This window comes from Pseudomonas sp. LBUM1648, from assembly GCF_059716145.1.
Genome location: NZ_CP166808.1, coordinates 4,520,702 through 4,539,420, shown reverse-complemented (window position 1 = coordinate 4,539,420; position 18,719 = coordinate 4,520,702). Strand labels below are relative to the sequence as shown.

The following is an 18,719-nucleotide window of genomic DNA, read 5'->3' as shown; positions in this document are numbered from 1 at the left end:
TGCTTACTTCGGCCCGAGAATCTTCACCAACTTGTCCGGCGTCGGTGCGCCTTGCTGCTGTTGCAGTTCACCCTTGTCGTCCATGTAGAAAATCGCTGGTGTGGCCTGCAACTCCAGGTCTTCCATCAACTGCATGTTCGCCGCGAGTTTGGTCTGCACTGCCGCTGGAATGTCTTTCAACGCCTTGAGCGAACTGCCCTTGCCGGCCTTTTCGTGATCTTCCAGGGCTTTACTCGGATCCTTGGCCGCCAGCAACGCGGCGGACTTGCCCGGGCTGTCTTCGCGGATGATGCCGACCATGATGTGGCGCAACTGCACCTTGCCGGCCTTGACCCACGGTCGGGCCTGTTCCCAGAACATGTTGCAATACGGGCAATTTGGATCGCTGAACAGGTACACCGTGCGCGGCGCATCCTTGTTGCCGTCCTGAATCCAGTTGCTCGCTTCGAACTTGGCCCAGACTTCCTTGGCCAGCGGCGCGTAGACCAGTTTTTGCAACGGTTCGCTGCTCAAGTCTTTGCCATCGGCGTCGTACAGATTGCCCAGCAGCACGTGTTTGCCGTCCGGGGTCAGGTACAGCGCCATGCCGCGGTTCTGGTACTGCGCCGCGTAACCGCGCAAGCCATCGGGGGCATCGAACTGGCCGACGATTTTTGCGCCTTTGGCTTCGATCTGTTTGATCGCCGCAGGCAATTCTTCAGCGGCCTGAACCGACGGCAGTTGCAGCAGGGCAGTGCCCAGAGTCAGCGTCAGCAGGTGGCGGAGGCGGGGCATGGCAGTTTCCTTGAAGAGGTGGACGGTGCGGCGGTCGGATTTGGGGTATCGAAGTTTTCCAGGGCGCGAGCCAGGCTGGCGTTCGACAACTCGCCCAGATGACTGGCCAACAATCGACCATCGGGGTTATAGAACAGGGTAGTCGGCAATGCCATGGAACCCACGGCCTGGCCCAGTCGGCCGCCGCGATCGAACAACACGTTGTTGAGGCTCAGGCCTTGAGTTTCGAGAAATGTCGCGACGCTTTGCATGCTTTCGGCCTGATTGACGAACAGGAACGTCAGGTCCGGGCGTTGCTGCTGGGCATTTTCCAGTACCGGCATTTCGCGCCGGCACGGTGGACACCAGGTCGCCCACAGGTTGATCACCAGCGGGCCGCCCTTATAGTCGCTGAGTTTGATGGTTTCCCCGGCAGCGTTACGCAGGGTGATGTCCGGCAGTCGGGTGCCTTGTTCGTAGATGTTCAGCGACAGCGTCGCCAACAGCCAGAAGGCCACACCGCTGGCGACGCCAAAGCCCAGCGGCCGACGCAGGCCCGGACGCCGCCAGCCGCGATACAGCGCGGCGAGCAGCAGGACGATCACCCCCGGCCAAGCGAGGAAACCGCCATCGCGCAGATCGACGATCTGCCACGGATCGTTGCGGTAGTGCGACCAATACAAAGCCACAAAGGCAATGCGCGCTGCCAGCATGCCGAGCAGAAAAAGACTGAACAGCGCCGACTCGGGATTATCGCCACCGCGTTTGGCCACTCGCCAACCGACGAAGGTTGCCAGTGCCAAGGCACTGATCAGCAGCAGGTGGTTAAGCGCGATGGCAAAGGTGCCGAGGGTGAAAGTCAGCATTAATTGGCGTCTCGGGTGGTGGTCCAGCGTTGCAGGAACGTATCGGCATCGACTTCGCCGGTGATGCGCTGGCTGCGGCGCTCTTCGCCATCGGCGCCGATCCACACGAAACTCGGTGGCCCGGGCACTTTATAACGGCTGAGCAATTCGCGACTGGCGGCGTTGTCGGCGGTGACATCCAGTCGAAGCAGACGTACATCGCTCAGCGCCTGCATCACCTTGTCCTTGCCGAACACCTGCTTTTCCATGACTTTGCACGATACGCACCAGTCGGCGTAGTAATCGAGCAGCACCCACTGGCCCTGAGCCTTGGCGGTATCGAGTTCGCGTTGCAGTGCCGCCGGATCCTTGATCGTGGTGAACGCGTCATGGCCACTCGGCGCGGCGCTGGTTGCACGACCGGCGCTGTAAACCTGCAATGGCTGATACGGATCATCGCTGCCGCCTGCCGCACCTACTACCAGCAAACCGCCCCATAACCCGAGCAGTAATCCAGTAGCACCAAACAGTTGGGCGACACGGCCAAAGCCATCGGACTGTTTCCAGGCGCAATAAGCAGCGATCAACAGCAGGGCACCACACAGACCGAGCCACAACGATGGATCCAGCACCGGGCGCAACATCAACAATGCCGTCGCGAGGAACAGGAAGCCGAAGATGCCCTTGAGCAGATTCATCCAATCGCCGGGTTTTGGCAGGAAGCGATTGCCGACCGTCACCAGCAGCAACAGCGGCACACCAATGCCGATCCCCAGCGAGAACAGGATCAACCCGCCGTGCAAGGCGTTGCCGCTTTGCGCGATATACAGCAGGGCACCGGCCAGCGGTGCGGTCATGCACGGACCGACCAGCAAGCCAGATAGCGCGCCGAGCACGCCAGCACCAATCAGGCTGCCGCCGCTGCGACTGCGTGAGGCGTGTTCCAGTCGATCACGCAAGGCCACTGGCAATTGCAATTCAAAGAAGCCGAACATCGGTAGCGCCAGCACCACAAACACTGCCGCGAAGGCGCCGAGCAGCCACGGATTCTGTAACCAGGCTTGCAAGTTTGCCCCGAGCAGCGCAGCAATCACGCCCATCGCGGCATACACCAGCGCCATGCAAATCACATAACTGCCGGCCAGCGCGAAACCACGGCGCGGCGTCGCGCCACTGCCGACAATCATCCCGGCCAGAATCGGCAACATCGGCAACGTACACGGGGTGAACGCCAATAGCAGGCCGAGGCCGAAAAACACCAGCAGGCTCCAGCCCAGCGCTCGTTGTTGCAGGCAGCTGGCCAGAGCTTGATCCGGTGCTTCGGCGCCTGCCGAGGCGGTCGCTTTGCCGCCCAGATCAATGACCCGGGTTTGCGGCGGATAACAAAGGCCCGCATCGGCACAGCCCTGATAACTGACTTTGATCTGCCCGGTGGCCGCCGCCGGGATCTTCACTTCCAGCCCTTGGCGATAGACCGGTTGTTCACCGAAGAACTCGTCGCTGTGGGATTCACCTTCGGGCAATGTTGGCTGCTGCTCGGCGGTCAGGCCGTCGAACTTCAGACGTTTCTGGTACAGGTAATAGCCGTCGGTGATCTGCCAGAAGAGCTGGGTTTCACCCGATTCCAGGCGTTCGGAGGTGAGTACAAACGCTTTGTCGACCGGCAAAAACTCCGGTTTAGTCTCAAAAGGATTATTCCCGGCCTGGGCCAGGCCCGAGATCAGAAGCGCAAACAGTAGAAAAATACGACGCATGGAGAAGCCTTGTCCCTGTGCAATTGAGGTGCAGAATGGGCGGCGGCGATTAACCGATAATTAACCGTATCCTACAAGGCTCCCCGGGTTCGGCCAATCAGTCACGCAGCAGTCCCGGCCAATTGCTGTCATTGATTGGGTGCGGGCCGGAGACCAGTCGATCCGTCTGAATGTTGTAAATCAGGTACTGGTTGTTGGTGAGAAAGATGTACCAGTAACTGTCTGCGAAAGTTCGATCATTTTGTGCGGCCGTGATCATTCGATTTTTAAACGGGATCAACGCGCCCAGACGATGTTGGCCGAACGGGTTGCGGGTCAGTGTTTTTGCTTTGTAGTTGAGCGTCAGGTAATGACCGTCATTGAGAATGAACCTGAACAGAAAAGGGTGCCCCGTTATTTCTGCCCACGTGCCGGCAATGATTTTGTCAAAGTAGGGAACAATCGGTTTCCAGAGCGTATCGGCGACTTTGTAAATACCGGTGACTCTATCTTCATCCTGGTTGTATTTGCACACGGCCGGTATGTCGCCGTAGTAAAAGAACAGCCAGGCGATGTCTTCGTCGCTTCCGGCGTTGAACCCCAGCGAGGTCGAGGTAAATCCGAAGCGCAGATCCTTGGCATGCAGATCAAATGCATCCCAGCGACCCATGATGGGGCGTGGATAGCCATCGGGTACCGTATTGTCGCCAATGCTGAATTGAGAGTAAGTGTCGGTGTTTTTGAAGAAGAAATAGATTCTATCGGGGCCGGAGCGCCAATCAACGGCAACGAAGTTTTCAAGTTTTGGCATGTTTGTTAATTCCTTTTAACGGGTTGTTTTAATGTGCAGGCAGGTTATCCGGCTGGATTAATTATCAGTAGTGCTTAAGTGTGGGATTTCATTTCTCGGGACTTATTGAAGTGCCGGCAGTGCGCAATTAAGGAATGTGTTCCGCCGGGTGCAGGCCTGCTCAATTCTGCGAGCGGCTTCCCGTCACTACCGAGGATGGCCATAATTGCCGCTTAATCCTCACCTGCTTCACTCGCATTTTTTTCAGGGAGCGCCCATGCACGTACTGGTTTGCGAAGACGATGAGCTGATCGCCAGCGGCATCGTTGCCGGCCTCACGGCTCAAGGGCTGACAGTCGAGCACGTCAACACCGCGTCCAAGGCGCGGGCGATGCTCAAGGTTGCCGAGTTTGACGTGATGGTGCTCGACCTCGGCCTGCCCGACGAAGATGGCCTGAAACTGCTGCAGCAACTGCGTCAGCACGGTCTGGAGATTCCGGTGCTGATTCTGACCGCGCGCGATTCGGTCACTGACCGGGTCGACGGCTTGCAGGCCGGTGCCGACGATTACTTGCTCAAACCGTTCGATCTGCGTGAGCTATTCGCCCGTCTGCAAACCTTGCTGCGTCGAGTGGCCGGGCGCAGCGTCAACCTGATTGAACACGGTGCGTTGACCTACGACCCAAGCAGCCGCGAAACCATGCTGGCCGGGCAACCGGTGGATTTGTCGCGACGCGAACAATCCCTGTTGCAGGCTCTGCTGCACAATCGCGGTCGGGTGCTGTCCACCGAGCAATTGAAAGACAGCGTCTACGGTTTCAATGATGAGCTGGAGAGCAACGCGTTGAACGTGCATATCCACCACCTGCGCAGCAAACTCGGCAAAGGCATCGTCGAAACCGTGCGCGGTCTGGGTTATCGCCTGGGGCCGGCCGATGGTGGAGAACAAGGCAAGTGATGAGCCTACGACTGCGCCTGAGCCTGACTCTCGGCGCCGCGTTTGCGCTGATCTGGGCGCTGGCGGCGGCCTGGATGCTCAGCGACCTGCGCAATCAGATGATGTTTTCCCTTGATCAGCGTCTGGTGGCGTCGGCGCGCATGGTCGCCGGTTTGCTGGAGCAACTGCCGACCCTGCCGAGCAAGGGCGAAGGCACCCATTTCAGTGCCGAACAACTGAACATTCCCGGTGGCATGGCCTGCCAGGTCAGTTCCTTGCGCGGAGAAATTCTCGCACGCAGCCACAACAATCCCGAACAAGCGCTGGAAGCCGAGAAAATGGGCTTCCACGACCAGATGATCGACGGTGCGCCGTGGCGCAGTTTCACTCTCGCCCGGGGCGATGTGCGGATTACCACAGCGGATCGGCAGATCGAACGTGAAGCGCTGAACATGTCGATCCTGCTGGCGGCGTCGGTGCCGGTGGGCGTGGCGTTGCTCGGCTGCCTGTGCCTGCTGTGGCTGGGGATCGGCCAAGGGCTGGCGCCGCTTAACCGTCTGCGTGAGGCCTTGATGCGGCGCAATGCCGATTCGCTCGAACCCTTGCAATTGCAGGCGTTTCCCAGCGAATTGAAGCCTTTGCTCGATACCCAGAATCAACTGTTCCAGCGCATTGGCAAGACCATCGAGCGCGAACGTCGGCTGACCGGCGACGCCGCCCACGAGCTGCGCAGCCCGCTCACGGCGATCAAGACCCACCTGCAAGTGGCGCGAATGACCGACGGTGCCGCCCGCGATCAGTCGCTGGCCAAGGCCGAGGAGGGCGCTGATCGCCTGCATCGCACGCTTGAGCAATTGCTGTTGCTGGCGCGGGTCGAGGGCAGCCTGTCGTTTGACGACGGCTCGCAGTGCAGCGCCGAGCAAGTGGCGCGGCTAGCGATTGCCGATGCCACGGGCGGCGAGCGCCTGCGAATCAAATTGCAACTGCCGGAACAGCTTTCGACAGCACCCTTGCAAATGCCGGCGGTGCTGTCGATTGCCGCGCTGCGCAATCTTCTCGACAACGCCCTGCGCCACACCCCCGAAGACTGTGCGGTCGAGTTGAGTCTGGAAACCATCGGCAACCGCGTACGTTTTATTGTGCGGGACCATGGCCCGGGCATCGCTCAGGATGATCTGCAACATCTGACCCAACGCTTCTGGCGCAATGGTCAGAGTACCGGCTGCGGCCTGGGCCTGGCGATTGTTCAGGCCATCGTCCAGCGTTGCGAATGTGCCCTGCATTTCGACAGCCGCCCGGATGGGCTGCGCGTTGAGTTGACCATGCCATTGCAGGCCATTTGAAACCGCTCTCGCGGGATCTGCATGCGGCACATCAAATGTAACCTCTCTCCAATGGCTATCCGGCTGTCGTGACGTTAAGGTCACGACAGCTTTGACTCAATGGATTGAGGGAACAGCGCCATGGAAGCACCCATCTGTATTCGTCCGGCCATCCTGGCCGACGTCGGCATCATCTGTCGCATCATCGAACGTTCGATCCGATTCGGTTGTGCGCTCGATCATCGCAACGACCCGCTTATCGTCAACGACTGGATCCGGCAGCAATCTGCCGATTTGCTCAGCGCCTGGCTTGCCGACCCGCATTTCTATCTGAATATCGCCTTGCTGGCGGACAAACCGGTCGGTGTCGGCCTGGCTCAGGGCAGTGGCGACATTGTGCTCTGCTATGTACAACCGGAATCCTTTCGCCGTGGCGCGGGGCGAGCGCTGATGAACGATCTGCAAGGCTGGCTGCGGGTGCGCGGTGTGCTCCATGCCCACCTCAACAGCACACGCACTGGCGAAGCGTTCTATCATCATCTGGGCTATCGCGAATCTGAACCACCCCTCATACACAAAGGCTTGCAGATCCTGCCCATGTACAAGCCACTGCCATTATCCGGATGACGAGTCGATCAAGGGGCTAAATCCTCGCCTCGCTTATGCGTTTCCAGAACAGGAAAACCTGCAAGTGCGCCCCGCGACCGGAACGCGCACCTGTCCGGTGTGCTGTTTTGGTCACAATCCATAGCGAATTGAGGGGTCGAGAGATGTCAGTCGCCACCAGCCTTATCGAAGAGTCGCCGGCCCGGGTTACCACGGTGCCAGCGGAAACGTTGTATCAGTTCAATGAATCGCCACTGCTGACCCGTCAGGCACAGCAGGAGTCCAATGCCCGTAGCTATCCGCGCCGCATTCCGCTGGCGCTCAAGCGTGCCAAGGGTCTGTATGTCGAAGACGTCGAAGGGCGCACCTTTATTGACTGCCTGGCCGGTGCCGGCACGCTGGCACTGGGGCATAACCACCCGGTGGTGATCGAAGCGATCCAGCAGGTATTGGCCGATGAGTTGCCGCTGCATACGCTCGACCTGACCACCCCGGTCAAGGATCAATTCGTTCAGGATCTGTTCGGCCTGCTGCCACCGGATCTGGCGGCGCAAGCGAAGATCCAGTTCTGCGGCCCGACCGGCACTGATGCAGTGGAAGCGGCATTGAAACTGGTGCGCACTGCGACCGGGCGCAGCACGGTGCTGTCATTCTCCGGTGGTTACCACGGCATGAGCCAAGGGGCGTTGAGCCTGATGGGCAGCCTGGGGCCGAAAAAGCCGTTGGGCGCGTTGCTCAGCAATGGCGTGCAGTTCATGCCGTTCCCGTATGACTATCGTTGTCCGTTCGGCCTCGGCGGCGCAGCCGGGGTGAAGGCCAACCTGAGCTACCTGGAAAACCTGCTCAACGATCCCGAGGCCGGCGTGCAATTGCCAGCAGCGGTGATCGTCGAGGCGGTGCAGGGCGAGGGCGGGGTGATTCCGGCGGATATCGAATGGCTGCGCGGCTTGCGTCGGATCACCGAGAAAGCTGGTGTGGCGCTGATTGTCGACGAAATCCAGAGCGGTTTCGCCCGTACCGGCAAGATGTTTGCCTTCGAACACGCTGGCATCATCCCGGACGTGGTGGTGCTGTCCAAAGCCATCGGTGGCAGCCTGCCGCTGGCGGTGGTGGTGTATCGCGACTGGCTCGACACCTGGCAGCCGGGCGCTCACGCCGGCACCTTCCGCGGCAACCAGATGGCGATGGCAGCAGGTTCTGCGGTGATGCGTTATCTGGTTGAGCACAAAGTGTGCGAACACGCCGCCGCCATGGGTGCGCGCTTGAGCGAGCACCTGCGCATCCTGCAGCGCGACTTCCCGCAACTGGGCGATATTCGCGGCCGTGGCTTGATGCTTGGCGTCGAACTGGTCGACCCGAACGGCGCGCCGGACGCACTCGGCCATCCACCAGCGTTTGCGCGGCTGGCACCGCTCGTGCAGCGCGAATGTCTCAAACGCGGTTTGATTCTGGAGTTGGGTGGCCGTCACGGCGCGGTGGTGCGTTTCCTCCCGCCGCTGGTGATCACCGCTGCCGAAATCGACTGCGTTGCCGAGATCTTCGGTCGTGCGTTGGCTGCTGCCATCGCCGCCGAGTAAATTTTTCGCCGCGCCGAACGTTCTTTCTACATACCCGGCTGCACCTGCCGTGCAGCCCCCCCCCTACAACGATGGAGAACCAGCATGACGTCAGTATTCGACCGCGAGGACATCCTCTTTCAGGTCGTGGTCAACCACGAAGAGCAGTACTCGATCTGGCCGGATTACAAGGCCGTGCCAGAAGGCTGGCGCACCGTGGGCAAGAGCGGCCTGAAAAAGGAATGCCTGGCCTACATCGAGGAAGTCTGGACTGACATGCGCCCGCTGAGCCTGCGGCAGAAAATGGAAGGGCAGGCTGCGGTTCAATAAGCTTCCGGCCAAAAAGAAACCCGCTGGACTGGAGACAGTCAGCGGGTTTTTTCATGTCCGGAACATGCGTTGTCTTTGCTGGCCTCATCGCCAGCAGGCTGGCTCCCACATGGAATCACCTAACCCTGTAGGAGTGAGCCTGCTCGCGATAAACGATAACGCGGTGTAACTGAACTTACGCCCCACTCAACCCCTTGAGCAGCAGATCCACATTCCCCTCAAGCTCCGCCACCGGATCTTCGGCATCAGTACTCAACACCACCAGATGACTACCGGACTCGGCGATCGCCGCTTTCACTGCGTCTGACGGTTGTCGGTGATGCAGCACCACCGCCACGTCATTGTCCTTGAGCGCCGCCGTCAATTGCTTCAAATCCTCCGGCGTCCACTCTGCATCAGGACGTGGATCCTGCCCGATCAGCTCCAGATTCAGGCTACCGATCAGATAGCCGAAGTGATCGCTCAAGCTCATCACACTCAGATTGTCTGCATTGGCCAGACGCGCCTCGCTGTCGGCGCTGAGTTTGAGCAGGCGCTGTTTCAATGCTGCCAGGTTCGCTTCGATCTTCGGCTTGGCGGTCGGTGCCAGACGCACCAGATCCGCTGCCATCACGTCTGCCATGCGCCCCATGTTGTTGCTCGCCAGCCATGGCTGGCTGTTCAGTCCATCGACCTTCAACCCTGGTTGCACGGCAATACCGGGCAGGGCACCGTCGACCGGGCGTGCGGCATCGACCTCAACAATACGGATGTTGCTGCGACGGGCGATCGGGTACAGCGGGTCATCGGCCCACAGCGAGCGCACGCCGATGACCGCGTCGGCATTACTCGCCAGTTTGTCCAGCGCCGGAGCGCCGCGACCCGTGAAGTAAGCGGTCTGGCGGCTGCCCGGCAAGTTCGCCGGCGCCGCGCGTTCCAGGTTGATATCGGTGCCTTTGAGCAATGCTTCGCCCAAGCCGTAGGTGATCGGTAGCGAGGCGAGCACCCGCAAGGGCTTGGCGCTTTCGGCGGCCATCAACGGGCTGCAGACCACGCCGCACAGCGCCATGCTCAGGGTCAGTTTTCTCAGTGAAAAAGCCATTTATCCAAGGTTCCCTTTCAGGCTGGGTACGACACCGCGCGCGATGGCGGCGAGGGCGAACGCAATGCCGGCGACCAGAATGATCGCGGCGCCGGACGGGATCGGCAGATCGAAGACGATCGGCGCAAGAATCCCGCACAAGGTGCTGACGGTGGCAATCAGTACCGAACACCAGAAGAAGCCCTTGAGCGACTGGCTGAGCAAACGCGCCGCCGCCGCCGGAATCACCAGCAGGGCACCGACCAGAATCGCACCGATGACTTTCACCGCCGCCACAGTGATCAGCGTCACCAGAATCACGAACAAGTAATCGAGGGTCTTCACCGCCACCCCGCGTACCGCCGCCAGTTGCGGATTGAAGCTGGCCAGCATGATGCGGTTGTACAGCGGCAGCGCGAGGGCCATGACCAGCGAACCGACGATGGCCAGCACCGCCAGATCATTGCCGTTGACGGTCAGCACCGAACCGAACAGCACGTTTTCCAGAATGTGTACGTTGATCTTGCCGGCCAGAATCAGCAGCAGGCTCGCACCCAGCGCCAGGGATACCGAGAGGAACACGCCGATCAAGGTGTCAGGCGCCAGACCCGTGCGGTTGCGCAGGTAGTTGAGCAGAATGCCGAACAGCAGGCAGTAACCGAACAGGCTGCCATACGGCCCGGTGTAGGGTTCGCCGAGCAGGATGCCGATGGCCACGCCGGTTAGCGCTGCGTGGCCGACTGCTTCGGAGAAAAACGCAAAGCGCTTGACCACCACCAGCGTGCCGAGGCCGCCGAGCACCGGGCCGATCAACAGACCCGCGAGCAGCGCATTGACCACAAAACCATAGGCCAGCGCTTCGGGCAGGTAACCCGACGAGGCCCAGCCCTGAACCATCAAACGAAAGGCTTCGTAACTCATCAGACAGCGCTCCGTGGATGGGTCGAAAACAGCGTCAGCAGACGCTCCGGGGTCAGCGCCTGTTGCGGTGTGGCATCGAACAGCACGCGACGGTTGAGACCGGTGACGCGATCGGCCAGACGTCCGACAGCCTCCAGATCATGTTCGATCCACAACACGGTGATGCCCGCCGCGCGCCAGCCCCCGAGCAGGCGTTCGAACACCTGAATCCCGGCCTCGTCGAGCGCCGACATCGGTTCATCCAGCACCAGCAGTTGCGGCGCCGGGATGAGCCCTTGGGCGAGCAGGACCCGCTGACGTTCGCCGCCGGACAGCGCGCCCATGCGTCGCTTGCGCTTGTCTTGCATGCCGACCCGTTCCAGCGCCTCACCGATGGCGCCAGCGTAGTGTTTGCTCAAGCCGAGAAACGCCGGGCGGCGCTGGCACATGGCGGCCATGAAATCGTCGACCGTCATTGGCAAGCCGCGGTCGAATTCCAGCGCTTGCGGCACGTAGCCAATGGTGTCGGGCTCGCCGGGCCATTGCAGGCTCAACTGGCCTTGATGCGGCATTTGGCCGAGCAAGGTCTTGATCAGCGAACTCTTGCCACCACCGTTGGGGCCGACCAGCGCATGCACGCTGCCGGGGTGTACCTGGAAGGTGACCTTGTCGAGAATGGTGGTGCGCCCAAGGGTCAGGCTGACATCAGCAAAATCGAGAGTCGGCCCGCAAACCTGTGGGAGCGAGCTTGCTCGCGAAGGTGTCGTGTCAGCCAACGGATGCGTTGAGTGTTCAACCGCATTCGCGAGCAGGCTCGCTCCCACAGGGGTTTCGGACTGGTCAGAGAAGGTTTCTTTGGAGGTCATGCCCCTGACTCCTGAATCGCCCGCACCACGGTGTTGAGGTTGCCGGTCATTTCCTTTTCGTACTTGTCGGTGGTGTATTCGCCGTAGGAAATGTGCGACAGCGGGTACAGCTTCACACCGGACTCTCGCTGAATGGTGTCGACGTAAGAGGACGGAAAGTCCATTTCCGAGAAGATCACTTTCACGTCCAGTTCGCGCAGTTGGTCGATGGTCTTCTTCAACTGGCTCGGGCTCGGCTCGATACCGTGGGCCGGTTCGACCACGGCCGTCACTTCCAGACCGAATTCGCGCAGCAGGTAATCGTAAGCCGCGTGAACGGTGGCGACGCGCAGTTCGGCGTTCGGTGCCTGGGTCAGCTTGGCCAGCGCGTCGGCGCGCATCTGCCGCAGACGTTTGCCGTAGGCACGGGCGTTCTGGGTGTAAGTCTTGGCGTTGTCCGGGTCGAGCTTGCCCAGTTCCCGGGCGATGTTGTTGACCTGGGCAATCGAAGCACTGATCGACAGGAACGTGTGCGGGTTGACCACTTTGCCGGCACCGCGCGCGGCAACTCCGGTGGCGGCCAGCAGCGGCACGTTTTCGTTGGCTTCGATGGTCTTGATGTTCGGTGTTTCGCTGGCGGCGATCATGCGGTCAGCGAAGTCGTCATGGCCGACACCGTTGAGCACGATCACGTCCAGGCCGCTGATACGTTTGATGTCCTCGGCCCGTGGCTCGTAAGCGTGCGGGTTGAAACCGGCCGGAATCAGCGGCACGACCTCGGCCTTGTCGCCGACGATGTTCGCCACGTAGCTGTAATAAGGATGCAGGGTAATGCCGATGCGCAGGCGTTTTGCCTGATCGGCACTGGCCAGTGGGCTCAACAGACAGGCACACAGGCCCATTAGAAACAGGCGCAACAACGGACGGCGTGGCGATGAAATAGACATGGGCAAACGGTCTTCTCTCGGGTGAGTGCGAGGAATCAATGGCGATGTTCGCGGGTAACCCCGGCATCGTATTGCGCGACGATCTGTTTCCAGCCGGCGGCGGACAGGGCCGCGTCGGTCAGCGCTTGAGGCGCCTTGAGTTCGGCTTGGCGGTTGAGCCATATATCTGGCGCCGCTTTGGCATCGGCATCGACGCGCATCAGAAACGAACCGGCGACGGCAGGCGTCTGGCTGTGACCGAAATAGGCGCTGTCGGCCTGCATTTGCCAGACGTGACCGCCACGACTGACGGAACTGGCGTCCTGGGCAAACGGAGCGAAACCTTCATCCGCCAGGTTTTGCGGGGTTGGCAGGGTTTTCTGCTCTTCACGCAGCAACTGGATTTCGTCCAGCGTCACCCGCAGGTCGGCATAGATGCCTTGCTCGGCGGCGCTAAGGTCACGCCGGGCATCGAACTGGTTGCTGGCGACGGGCTCCGGTTCATGGGAAACCCCGCGCCAGGCCACCGCGGAGCCGGCCAGCGCGAGGATCAGCAGACACAACAACAGGACGTTGAGGGTTTCGTGGCCGGCACCTGCCGGGCGCACGATTTGTGTGGTGGGCGTACTCATGGGGCTTCGATATCCGCTTGGTCGATTTCGACTACATGGCCGGGGCCCGCGTCGAACAGCACGTAGAACTCGGCGCCGGGTTTCTTGAAGGTCAGGGTTGAGTCACTACCGAGCTTGCCGGGCATCAGAATGGTTTCGTCGTAGCCAATCACGTCGAGGGTCACGCCCGGGGCGCCGCTGCCGTCGGAAAAACCGCCGGTGCATTGGATCTGCTCGTCGTCGATGGCTTTGCATTCACACATCGGGTTATGCGCCAGAGCGCTGGCGCTGAAACCGGCGAACAGCACCAGCAGCGCGGCGCTCAGCCGCAGGCGGGAAGGGCGAGAGCAGCTCATGGTTTGGCTCCTTGTGTGTTCAGCCAGGCAAGGGTGGCGGGAGAGGCCTGGCTCAGGGGAATCGAGGCCTGATGCATGCTGCCGTCCCAGCCTTCCATGGTGATCCACAGTTCGGCATCGGCTTTGGTTTTTTCCGGGACTGGCAGTTGGGCACCCATGCGGTAAGGGGTGCCGAAGAAAATCACTCCGGCGGCGCGCAGACTGCGGGGTTTGCCGATGCGCAGATAAGTCGCCTTGACCTTGTCGACGCAAGCGTCACACAGGGCGGCATTGAAGCCTTTCAGATAACCGGCCGGGCCGCCGCGCGGCGCTTCTTCGCGCAACTCGGCGAGGCGCAGGCTCCAGGGGCCGACCTGAATTTCGCCGACTTCCCGTTCACCGAGGCCACTGTCGCCGCGGAACAGGGCGGCATCGGCGAAGTATTTGGGCATGAAGCCCAGCGGAATCAGCAGCAACAGCACGTTGATGTGAAACCGCCATTTGTGCCAGAACTGACTCAGGCGTGAGGGTTGAGCGGCAGCAGTGGATTTGCTCACAGGTTGGCCTCCGACACTTCACGATTCATGGCCGGTTGGGGCAGGACACGATTCTTTTTACTTTCCCGCTTGAGTGCGTTGGCGGTCGCCAGGGCGGTGCGTTTGGTCCAGATCAACAGGCCGCTGAGCACCATCATGCTCAGCAGCAGGCCGAAGAAAAACCAGATCAGCTTGATCCACAATCCGCCAAAGTCCCCGGTATGCAGCGGGCGCATGGATTCGGTGACGAATTCCAGTGAGGAACGATCGGACAACAACCGCGAAGCCGCCATGTCACCGTTGTACGGATTGATCGTGGCGGTCTGGAACATCAGCGGATACCAGCCACGGCCACCGACACTCATATGGCTGTAGGCATTGCCCGGCAGGCTGACGAAACTGACCTCCAGGCCGGGGATCTTCTGCTGGGCGATTTCAATGGCGTGATCCAGGCTTATTCGCGTGGGCGGTGAGCCGTCCGGCGAAAGCGGTACAGCCTCACGGGCCATTGCCGGGATGATCGGTTCGCTGGAAATGGAAATCTGGTTATCCGACAGCAACGCCTGAATCAGGAACCAGGTGCCGGTGATGGAAATCACCGCAATGAACCAGATCGACCAGATACCGCTGAGACGGTGGAAGTCTCCCCAGAAAATCCGCGCGCCGTGGCGAAAGCGCAGGGTCGGGTTAAAGAAACCTTTCCAGAAGCGTTTATAAACCACCAGACCAGTGATCAGCGAAACCAGCAAAGGCAGGCCGAGGAACGACACCAGATACCAGCCCCAACTGAAACCGTTGGTGAACGGCACGAGCCACCAGCCATGCAATGCACGGGTGAACGCCTTGAAATTGAAGGTCGGTGCCGTGCCCTGGATCACCCCGGTGTAAGGGTTGACGTAGACCGTCAGCGAACGACCGTCCGGGTAGCTGACCTCTACGTCCAGGGCAAAGTGTGATTCGTCGGGGCGGCTGATGCTTTCGACCACGGTCTGTGGTTCGGCTTTCTTGATCGCCGCCAGCACCTGATCGTAGCTGAGCAGCGGTGCATCGTCCGACGGCTGACTGGCGCGCATCTGCGGATTGGCGAGCCAGACGATCTCCTGGCTGACCACCGCCAACGTCCCGGTCACGCAGACAATCAGGACGAAAAACCAGATGGGTAACGCGAGCCAGCTATGCACCAGGAACCACAGTTTGGAGCGGGATTTCTTCGACATGATTACGCGTCTTGATTTCGGTGGAAGGGAGCACGGCTACGGGCTTCGCAGCACGGGATTCCCCGAAAGGCGTTCGTGGCTTTTGCCTACGCGAACGGCCTGCATCTCTATAGGACGGATGAGCGAGGTAAATCCCGATGATCGATATGAAAGCAAATGTTTCGCAATTCGCATCTGCACCATTGAACCCTTGCGGGAGATCAAACACGATTCATGAATGACGCCATCACCCTCCGCCAATTGATGCCCGCCACCCGCTCCCTATGATGGAAATCACCCGGATTGCCTCAGTGAGCGCCTTTGATGACCCCCAGAACCCTCTACGACAAACACATCGATGCACACACGGTGTGCCGCCTCGACGATCAGGGCCACGTGCTGCTGTATATCGATCGTCAGGTGATCAATGAGTACACCAGCCCGCAGGCTTTCAGCGGTTTGCGCGATGCCGGACGTGACGTCTGGCGCCCGGGCACGGCGCTGGCGGTGGTCGATCACGTCAACCCGACTGCGCCTGTGCGAGTGGCGGCAATGGCTGATGCGGGCGGCGCGCGGCAAGTGTCGTATCTGGCGGAAAACTGCCGGGACTTCGGCATCGAGCTGCTGGATATCCTCGATAAGCGCCAGGGCATCGAACATGTCATCGCTCCCGAGCAAGGCTTCATTCTGCCGGGCATGGTGATCGCTGCCGGCGACAGCCACACCACCACCTATGGCGCACTCGGCGCCTTCGGTTTCGGCATTGGCACCTCGGAAATCGAGCATCTGCTGGCCTCACAGACCCTGGTCTACAAACGCCTGAAAACCCTGCGCGTGACCGTTGATGGCGAACTGGCCCCGGGGCTGACCTCAAAAGACGTGATCATGGCGCTGATCGGCCGGATCGGCGCGTCCGGGGCCACCGGCTTCGCCATCGAGTTTTGCGGTTCGACCATCGACGGTCTGAGCGTTGAAGCGCGGATGACCATCTGCAACATGGCGGTCGAGGCCGGTGCGCGCGGCGCATTCATGGCGCCGGACGACAAAGTCTTCGCCTACCTCAAAGGCAAACCCCGGGCGCCCGCAGGTGAGCTGTGGGAGCGCGGACTGACAGCGTGGCGTGAATTGCGCAGCGATCCGGGCGCGGTGTTCGACCGGGAAGTTCATCTCGACGCCAGCCTGCTCGAGCCGATGGTCACTTGGGGCACCAGCCCGGATCAGGCCGCCGCCATTGGTGCGCGAGTGCCGGATCCACAGGACATCAACGACCCGATCCTGCGTCAGGGCATGCGCCGCGCCCTCAAATACATGGGCCTGGAAGCGGGCATGGCGCTCAGCGATATCGTCATCAGCCATGCGTTTATCGGCTCATGCACCAACGCGCGGATCGAGGATTTGCGTGATGCCGCCAGCGTCGTGCGCGGGCAACGTGTGGCTGGGCATGTGCGGGCGATGATCGTGCCCGGCTCCAGCGAAGTCCGCGCCCAAGCCGAGGCCGAAGGTTTGGCGCAGATCTTTATTGATGCCGGTTTTGAGTGGCGCCAGTCGGGCTGCTCGATGTGCCTGGCGATGAACGACGACGTACTCGCTCCCGGTGACCGCTGCGCTTCGAGCACTAATCGCAACTTCGAGGGCCGTCAGGGCGCCGGCGCGCGCACCCATCTGATGAGCCCGGCAATGGTGGCCGCCGCTGCGATCACAGGACGACTCACCGACATCCGCCACTTTGGAGAACGCTCATGAGCCTGCAGCCCTTCACTCAGGTCAGCGGCCAGGCCGCGCCATTGCTGGCGGCGAACGTCGATACTGACGTGATCATGCCTAAACAGTTTCTCAAGGGTATCGATCGTCAGGGACTGGATCGCGGCTTGTTTTTCGATCTGCGGTTTCTGCCCGATGGCACGCCAAATCCCGAATTCGTGTTGAACAAGCCAGCCTGGCAAGGGGCGAGTTTCCTTGTGGTCGGGCCGAATTTCGGCTGCGGTTCCAGCCGTGAGCATGCGGTGTGGGGCTTGCAGCAGATGAGCATCCGCGCGCTGATCGGCAGCAGTTTTGCCGGGATCTTTTATGACAACTGCCAGCGCAACGGGGTGTTGTTGATCTCGCTGGAAGAGGCGCAGGTGCAGCGGATCGGGCAGCTTGTCGGCCAGCCTGACAGCGCGCGGATCAGTGTTGATCTGGAGGCACAGCAGATTGAATTGGCGGATGGCTCGGTGATTGATTTTCAGATTGATACGTTGCGCAAGACTGCGCTGTTGCTGGGGCTGGATGCGATCGGCAGCACGTTGCAGCGGCGCGAGCAGATCAAGGCGTTCGAGCGCGAGCATCTAGCTAACAACCCTTGGCTGTCCTGATACACCTCTGACCCTGTAGGCGTGAGCCTGCTCGCGATAGCGGCCATTCAGTCAATGATGATGTTGGCTGACACTGTGCAATCGCGAGCAGGCTCACTCCTACATTGGTTTTGTGGGGTTTTAACTACAGGGACAGATCCCGGAAATGCACCTGCAAAAACTCCACACACGCGCGCAATTTCCCCGAATGCGCCAACCGCGTCGGGTACACCGCCCAGACGTTGGCGCTCTGACTGTAATCGTCCAGCACCTGCACCAACCGTCCCTCATCCAGCAACGGCTTCACGTCCCACAATGAGCGCAGCAACATCCCACGACCATCCAGCGCCCATTGCAGGACGATCTCGCCATTGTTCGACGACAACGGCCCGCTGACCCGCACGCTTTCCTGCGTGCCGTCACGATGCAGATCCCAGATGCCGAACGCGTTGTCGCGCTCCTTGATCACCAGGCAATCGTGCTGCTGCAAATCATCTAGTGTCTGGGGCGTGCCGCGACGTTGCAGATAATCCGGTGCGGCACACAACACCCGTCGGTTGCTGACAAGTTGGCGAGCGATGTGCTGGCCGGGAATGTCATCACCCACGCGGATCTCCAGATCGAAACCCTCATTGACGATGTCCACCCCCCGGTCAAACAAATCGAGGCGAATCTCCAGTTGCGGGTAACGCTCGGCCAGCAACGACACTGCAGGCGCGACGTGATTGCGGCCGAAACCGAAACTGCTGCAGATGTGCAGACGCCCAGACGGGCTGTCATGGGCGTCGGAAAGTTCGTCGTGCAGTTGCTGGAAGTCATCGAGAATGCGCAACGCCCAGCGCTGCACCCTTTCGCCGTCCTCGGTCAGAGACACGCGGCGACTGGTGCGGTGCAACAGGCGCGTGCCGAGGGTGGTTTCGAGAATCTGGATGCGCTTGCTGACGTAAGCCGGGGAAAGGCCCAACTCATCCGCCGCAGCGGCGAAGCCGTTCTTGCGGATCACGGTGAGCAGCACGCGCAGGTCTTCGGGCAGGGGCACGGTGTCTTTCTTCTGGGTCATGGCAAAACGAGCACTTGCGGCACAAGCCGCCAGCATAGCATCGGC

The 18,719-nt window shown here is 60.7% G+C and carries 20 protein-coding genes; 7 read left to right on the top strand and 13 right to left on the bottom strand.

The window, feature by feature from the left end:
• Positions 1 to 3: 3 nt before the first annotated feature.
• The 4 genes from dsbG to ACA043_RS20525 form a co-directional block, all read right to left on the bottom strand.
• Complete coding sequence (gene dsbG, locus ACA043_RS20540; RefSeq protein ID WP_401267180.1) at positions 4 to 774, bottom strand: thiol:disulfide interchange protein DsbG; 771 nt, start codon at positions 772 to 774, stop codon at positions 4 to 6.
• Positions 750 to 1,619, bottom strand: coding sequence for a TlpA disulfide reductase family protein (locus ACA043_RS20535; protein ID WP_187679532.1), 870 nt, complete (start codon positions 1,617 to 1,619; stop codon positions 750 to 752). Before ACA043_RS20535 ends, dsbG begins: the two co-directional genes overlap by 25 nt.
• Positions 1,619 to 3,352 carry a protein-disulfide reductase DsbD gene (gene dsbD / locus ACA043_RS20530; RefSeq protein WP_497657822.1) on the bottom strand — a complete coding sequence of 578 codons (1,734 nt, stop codon included), beginning with the start codon at positions 3,350 to 3,352 and terminating at the stop codon, positions 1,619 to 1,621. Before dsbD ends, ACA043_RS20535 begins: the two co-directional genes overlap by 1 nt.
• Before the next feature lie 97 nt (positions 3,353 to 3,449).
• Positions 3,450 to 4,142: a hypothetical protein gene (locus tag ACA043_RS20525; protein ID WP_497657821.1), complete on the bottom strand. Its 693-nt coding sequence runs from the start codon at positions 4,140 to 4,142 to the stop codon at positions 3,450 to 3,452.
• 256 nt (positions 4,143 to 4,398) lie between these two features.
• On the opposite strand from ACA043_RS20525, the gene ACA043_RS20520 reads away from it, so the two are divergent.
• The 5 genes from ACA043_RS20520 to ACA043_RS20500 all read left to right on the top strand — a co-directional run bounded on the left by ACA043_RS20520 (position 4,399) and on the right by ACA043_RS20500 (position 8,872).
• Positions 4,399 to 5,079, top strand: coding sequence for a response regulator (locus ACA043_RS20520; protein WP_187679529.1), 681 nt, complete (start codon positions 4,399 to 4,401; stop codon positions 5,077 to 5,079).
• Positions 5,079 to 6,401, top strand: coding sequence for an ATP-binding protein (locus ACA043_RS20515; RefSeq protein WP_401267188.1), 1,323 nt, complete (start codon positions 5,079 to 5,081; stop codon positions 6,399 to 6,401). Before ACA043_RS20520 ends, ACA043_RS20515 begins: the two co-directional genes overlap by 1 nt.
• A 120-nt stretch (positions 6,402 to 6,521) precedes the next feature.
• Entirely contained in the window at positions 6,522 to 7,007 is a 486-nt protein-coding gene (locus tag ACA043_RS20510; protein WP_401267190.1) for a GNAT family N-acetyltransferase, read from the top strand.
• Between the two features lie 143 nt (positions 7,008 to 7,150).
• Positions 7,151 to 8,563 (top strand): aspartate aminotransferase family protein, encoded by a 1,413-nt coding sequence (locus ACA043_RS20505; protein WP_401267192.1) that lies wholly within the window; start codon positions 7,151 to 7,153, stop codon positions 8,561 to 8,563.
• A gap of 84 nt (positions 8,564 to 8,647) precedes the next feature.
• Positions 8,648 to 8,872: an MbtH family protein gene (locus ACA043_RS20500; protein WP_187679525.1), complete on the top strand. Its 225-nt coding sequence runs from the start codon at positions 8,648 to 8,650 to the stop codon at positions 8,870 to 8,872.
• A gap of 175 nt (positions 8,873 to 9,047) precedes the next feature.
• On the opposite strand, the gene ACA043_RS20495 is transcribed toward ACA043_RS20500, so the two are convergent.
• Genes ACA043_RS20495 through ACA043_RS20460 form a run of 8 tightly spaced genes read right to left on the bottom strand, consistent with a single transcriptional unit; the run spans position 9,048 to position 15,302 of the window.
• A complete protein-coding gene (locus ACA043_RS20495) occupies positions 9,048 to 9,953 on the bottom strand; it encodes a metal ABC transporter substrate-binding protein (RefSeq protein ID WP_497657820.1) in 906 nt (301 codons plus the stop codon).
• Positions 9,954 to 10,853, bottom strand: a complete 900-nt coding sequence (locus tag ACA043_RS20490) for a metal ABC transporter permease (protein ID WP_007917717.1) — start codon at positions 10,851 to 10,853, stop codon at positions 9,954 to 9,956.
• Entirely contained in the window at positions 10,853 to 11,698 is an 846-nt protein-coding gene (locus ACA043_RS20485; RefSeq protein ID WP_497657819.1) for a metal ABC transporter ATP-binding protein, read from the bottom strand. The genes ACA043_RS20490 and ACA043_RS20485 overlap by 1 nt, the downstream gene beginning before the upstream one ends.
• Complete coding sequence (locus ACA043_RS20480) at positions 11,695 to 12,624, bottom strand: metal ABC transporter substrate-binding protein (protein ID WP_497657818.1); 930 nt, start codon at positions 12,622 to 12,624, stop codon at positions 11,695 to 11,697. The genes ACA043_RS20485 and ACA043_RS20480 overlap by 4 nt, the downstream gene beginning before the upstream one ends.
• Positions 12,625 to 12,659: 35 nt before the next feature.
• Entirely contained in the window at positions 12,660 to 13,235 is a 576-nt protein-coding gene (locus ACA043_RS20475) for a DUF6162 family protein (protein WP_497615021.1), read from the bottom strand.
• Positions 13,232 to 13,570: a hypothetical protein gene (locus ACA043_RS20470; RefSeq protein ID WP_497657817.1), complete on the bottom strand. Its 339-nt coding sequence runs from the start codon at positions 13,568 to 13,570 to the stop codon at positions 13,232 to 13,234. The genes ACA043_RS20475 and ACA043_RS20470 overlap by 4 nt, the downstream gene beginning before the upstream one ends.
• Complete coding sequence (locus tag ACA043_RS20465) at positions 13,567 to 14,106, bottom strand: PA2404 family protein (protein WP_497657816.1); 540 nt, start codon at positions 14,104 to 14,106, stop codon at positions 13,567 to 13,569. Before ACA043_RS20465 ends, ACA043_RS20470 begins: the two co-directional genes overlap by 4 nt.
• Positions 14,103 to 15,302 carry a PepSY-associated TM helix domain-containing protein gene (locus ACA043_RS20460; RefSeq protein WP_401267208.1) on the bottom strand — a complete coding sequence of 400 codons (1,200 nt, stop codon included), beginning with the start codon at positions 15,300 to 15,302 and terminating at the stop codon, positions 14,103 to 14,105. The genes ACA043_RS20465 and ACA043_RS20460 overlap by 4 nt, the downstream gene beginning before the upstream one ends.
• A gap of 303 nt (positions 15,303 to 15,605) precedes the next feature.
• On the opposite strand from ACA043_RS20460, the gene leuC reads away from it, so the two are divergent.
• On the top strand, positions 15,606 to 17,024 hold the full coding sequence (gene leuC / locus ACA043_RS20455) for a 3-isopropylmalate dehydratase large subunit (protein WP_489879121.1): 1,419 nt from the start codon (positions 15,606 to 15,608) through the stop codon (positions 17,022 to 17,024).
• Positions 17,021 to 17,635 (top strand): 3-isopropylmalate dehydratase small subunit, encoded by a 615-nt coding sequence (leuD, locus tag ACA043_RS20450; RefSeq protein ID WP_497657815.1) that lies wholly within the window; start codon positions 17,021 to 17,023, stop codon positions 17,633 to 17,635. The genes leuC and leuD overlap by 4 nt, the downstream gene beginning before the upstream one ends.
• Before the next feature lie 124 nt (positions 17,636 to 17,759).
• On the opposite strand, the gene ttdR is transcribed toward leuD, so the two are convergent.
• Positions 17,760 to 18,710, bottom strand: coding sequence for an L-tartrate utilization transcriptional activator TtdR (gene ttdR / locus ACA043_RS20445; RefSeq protein WP_489879123.1), 951 nt, complete (start codon positions 18,708 to 18,710; stop codon positions 17,760 to 17,762).
• Positions 18,711 to 18,719: the final 9 nt, after the last annotated feature.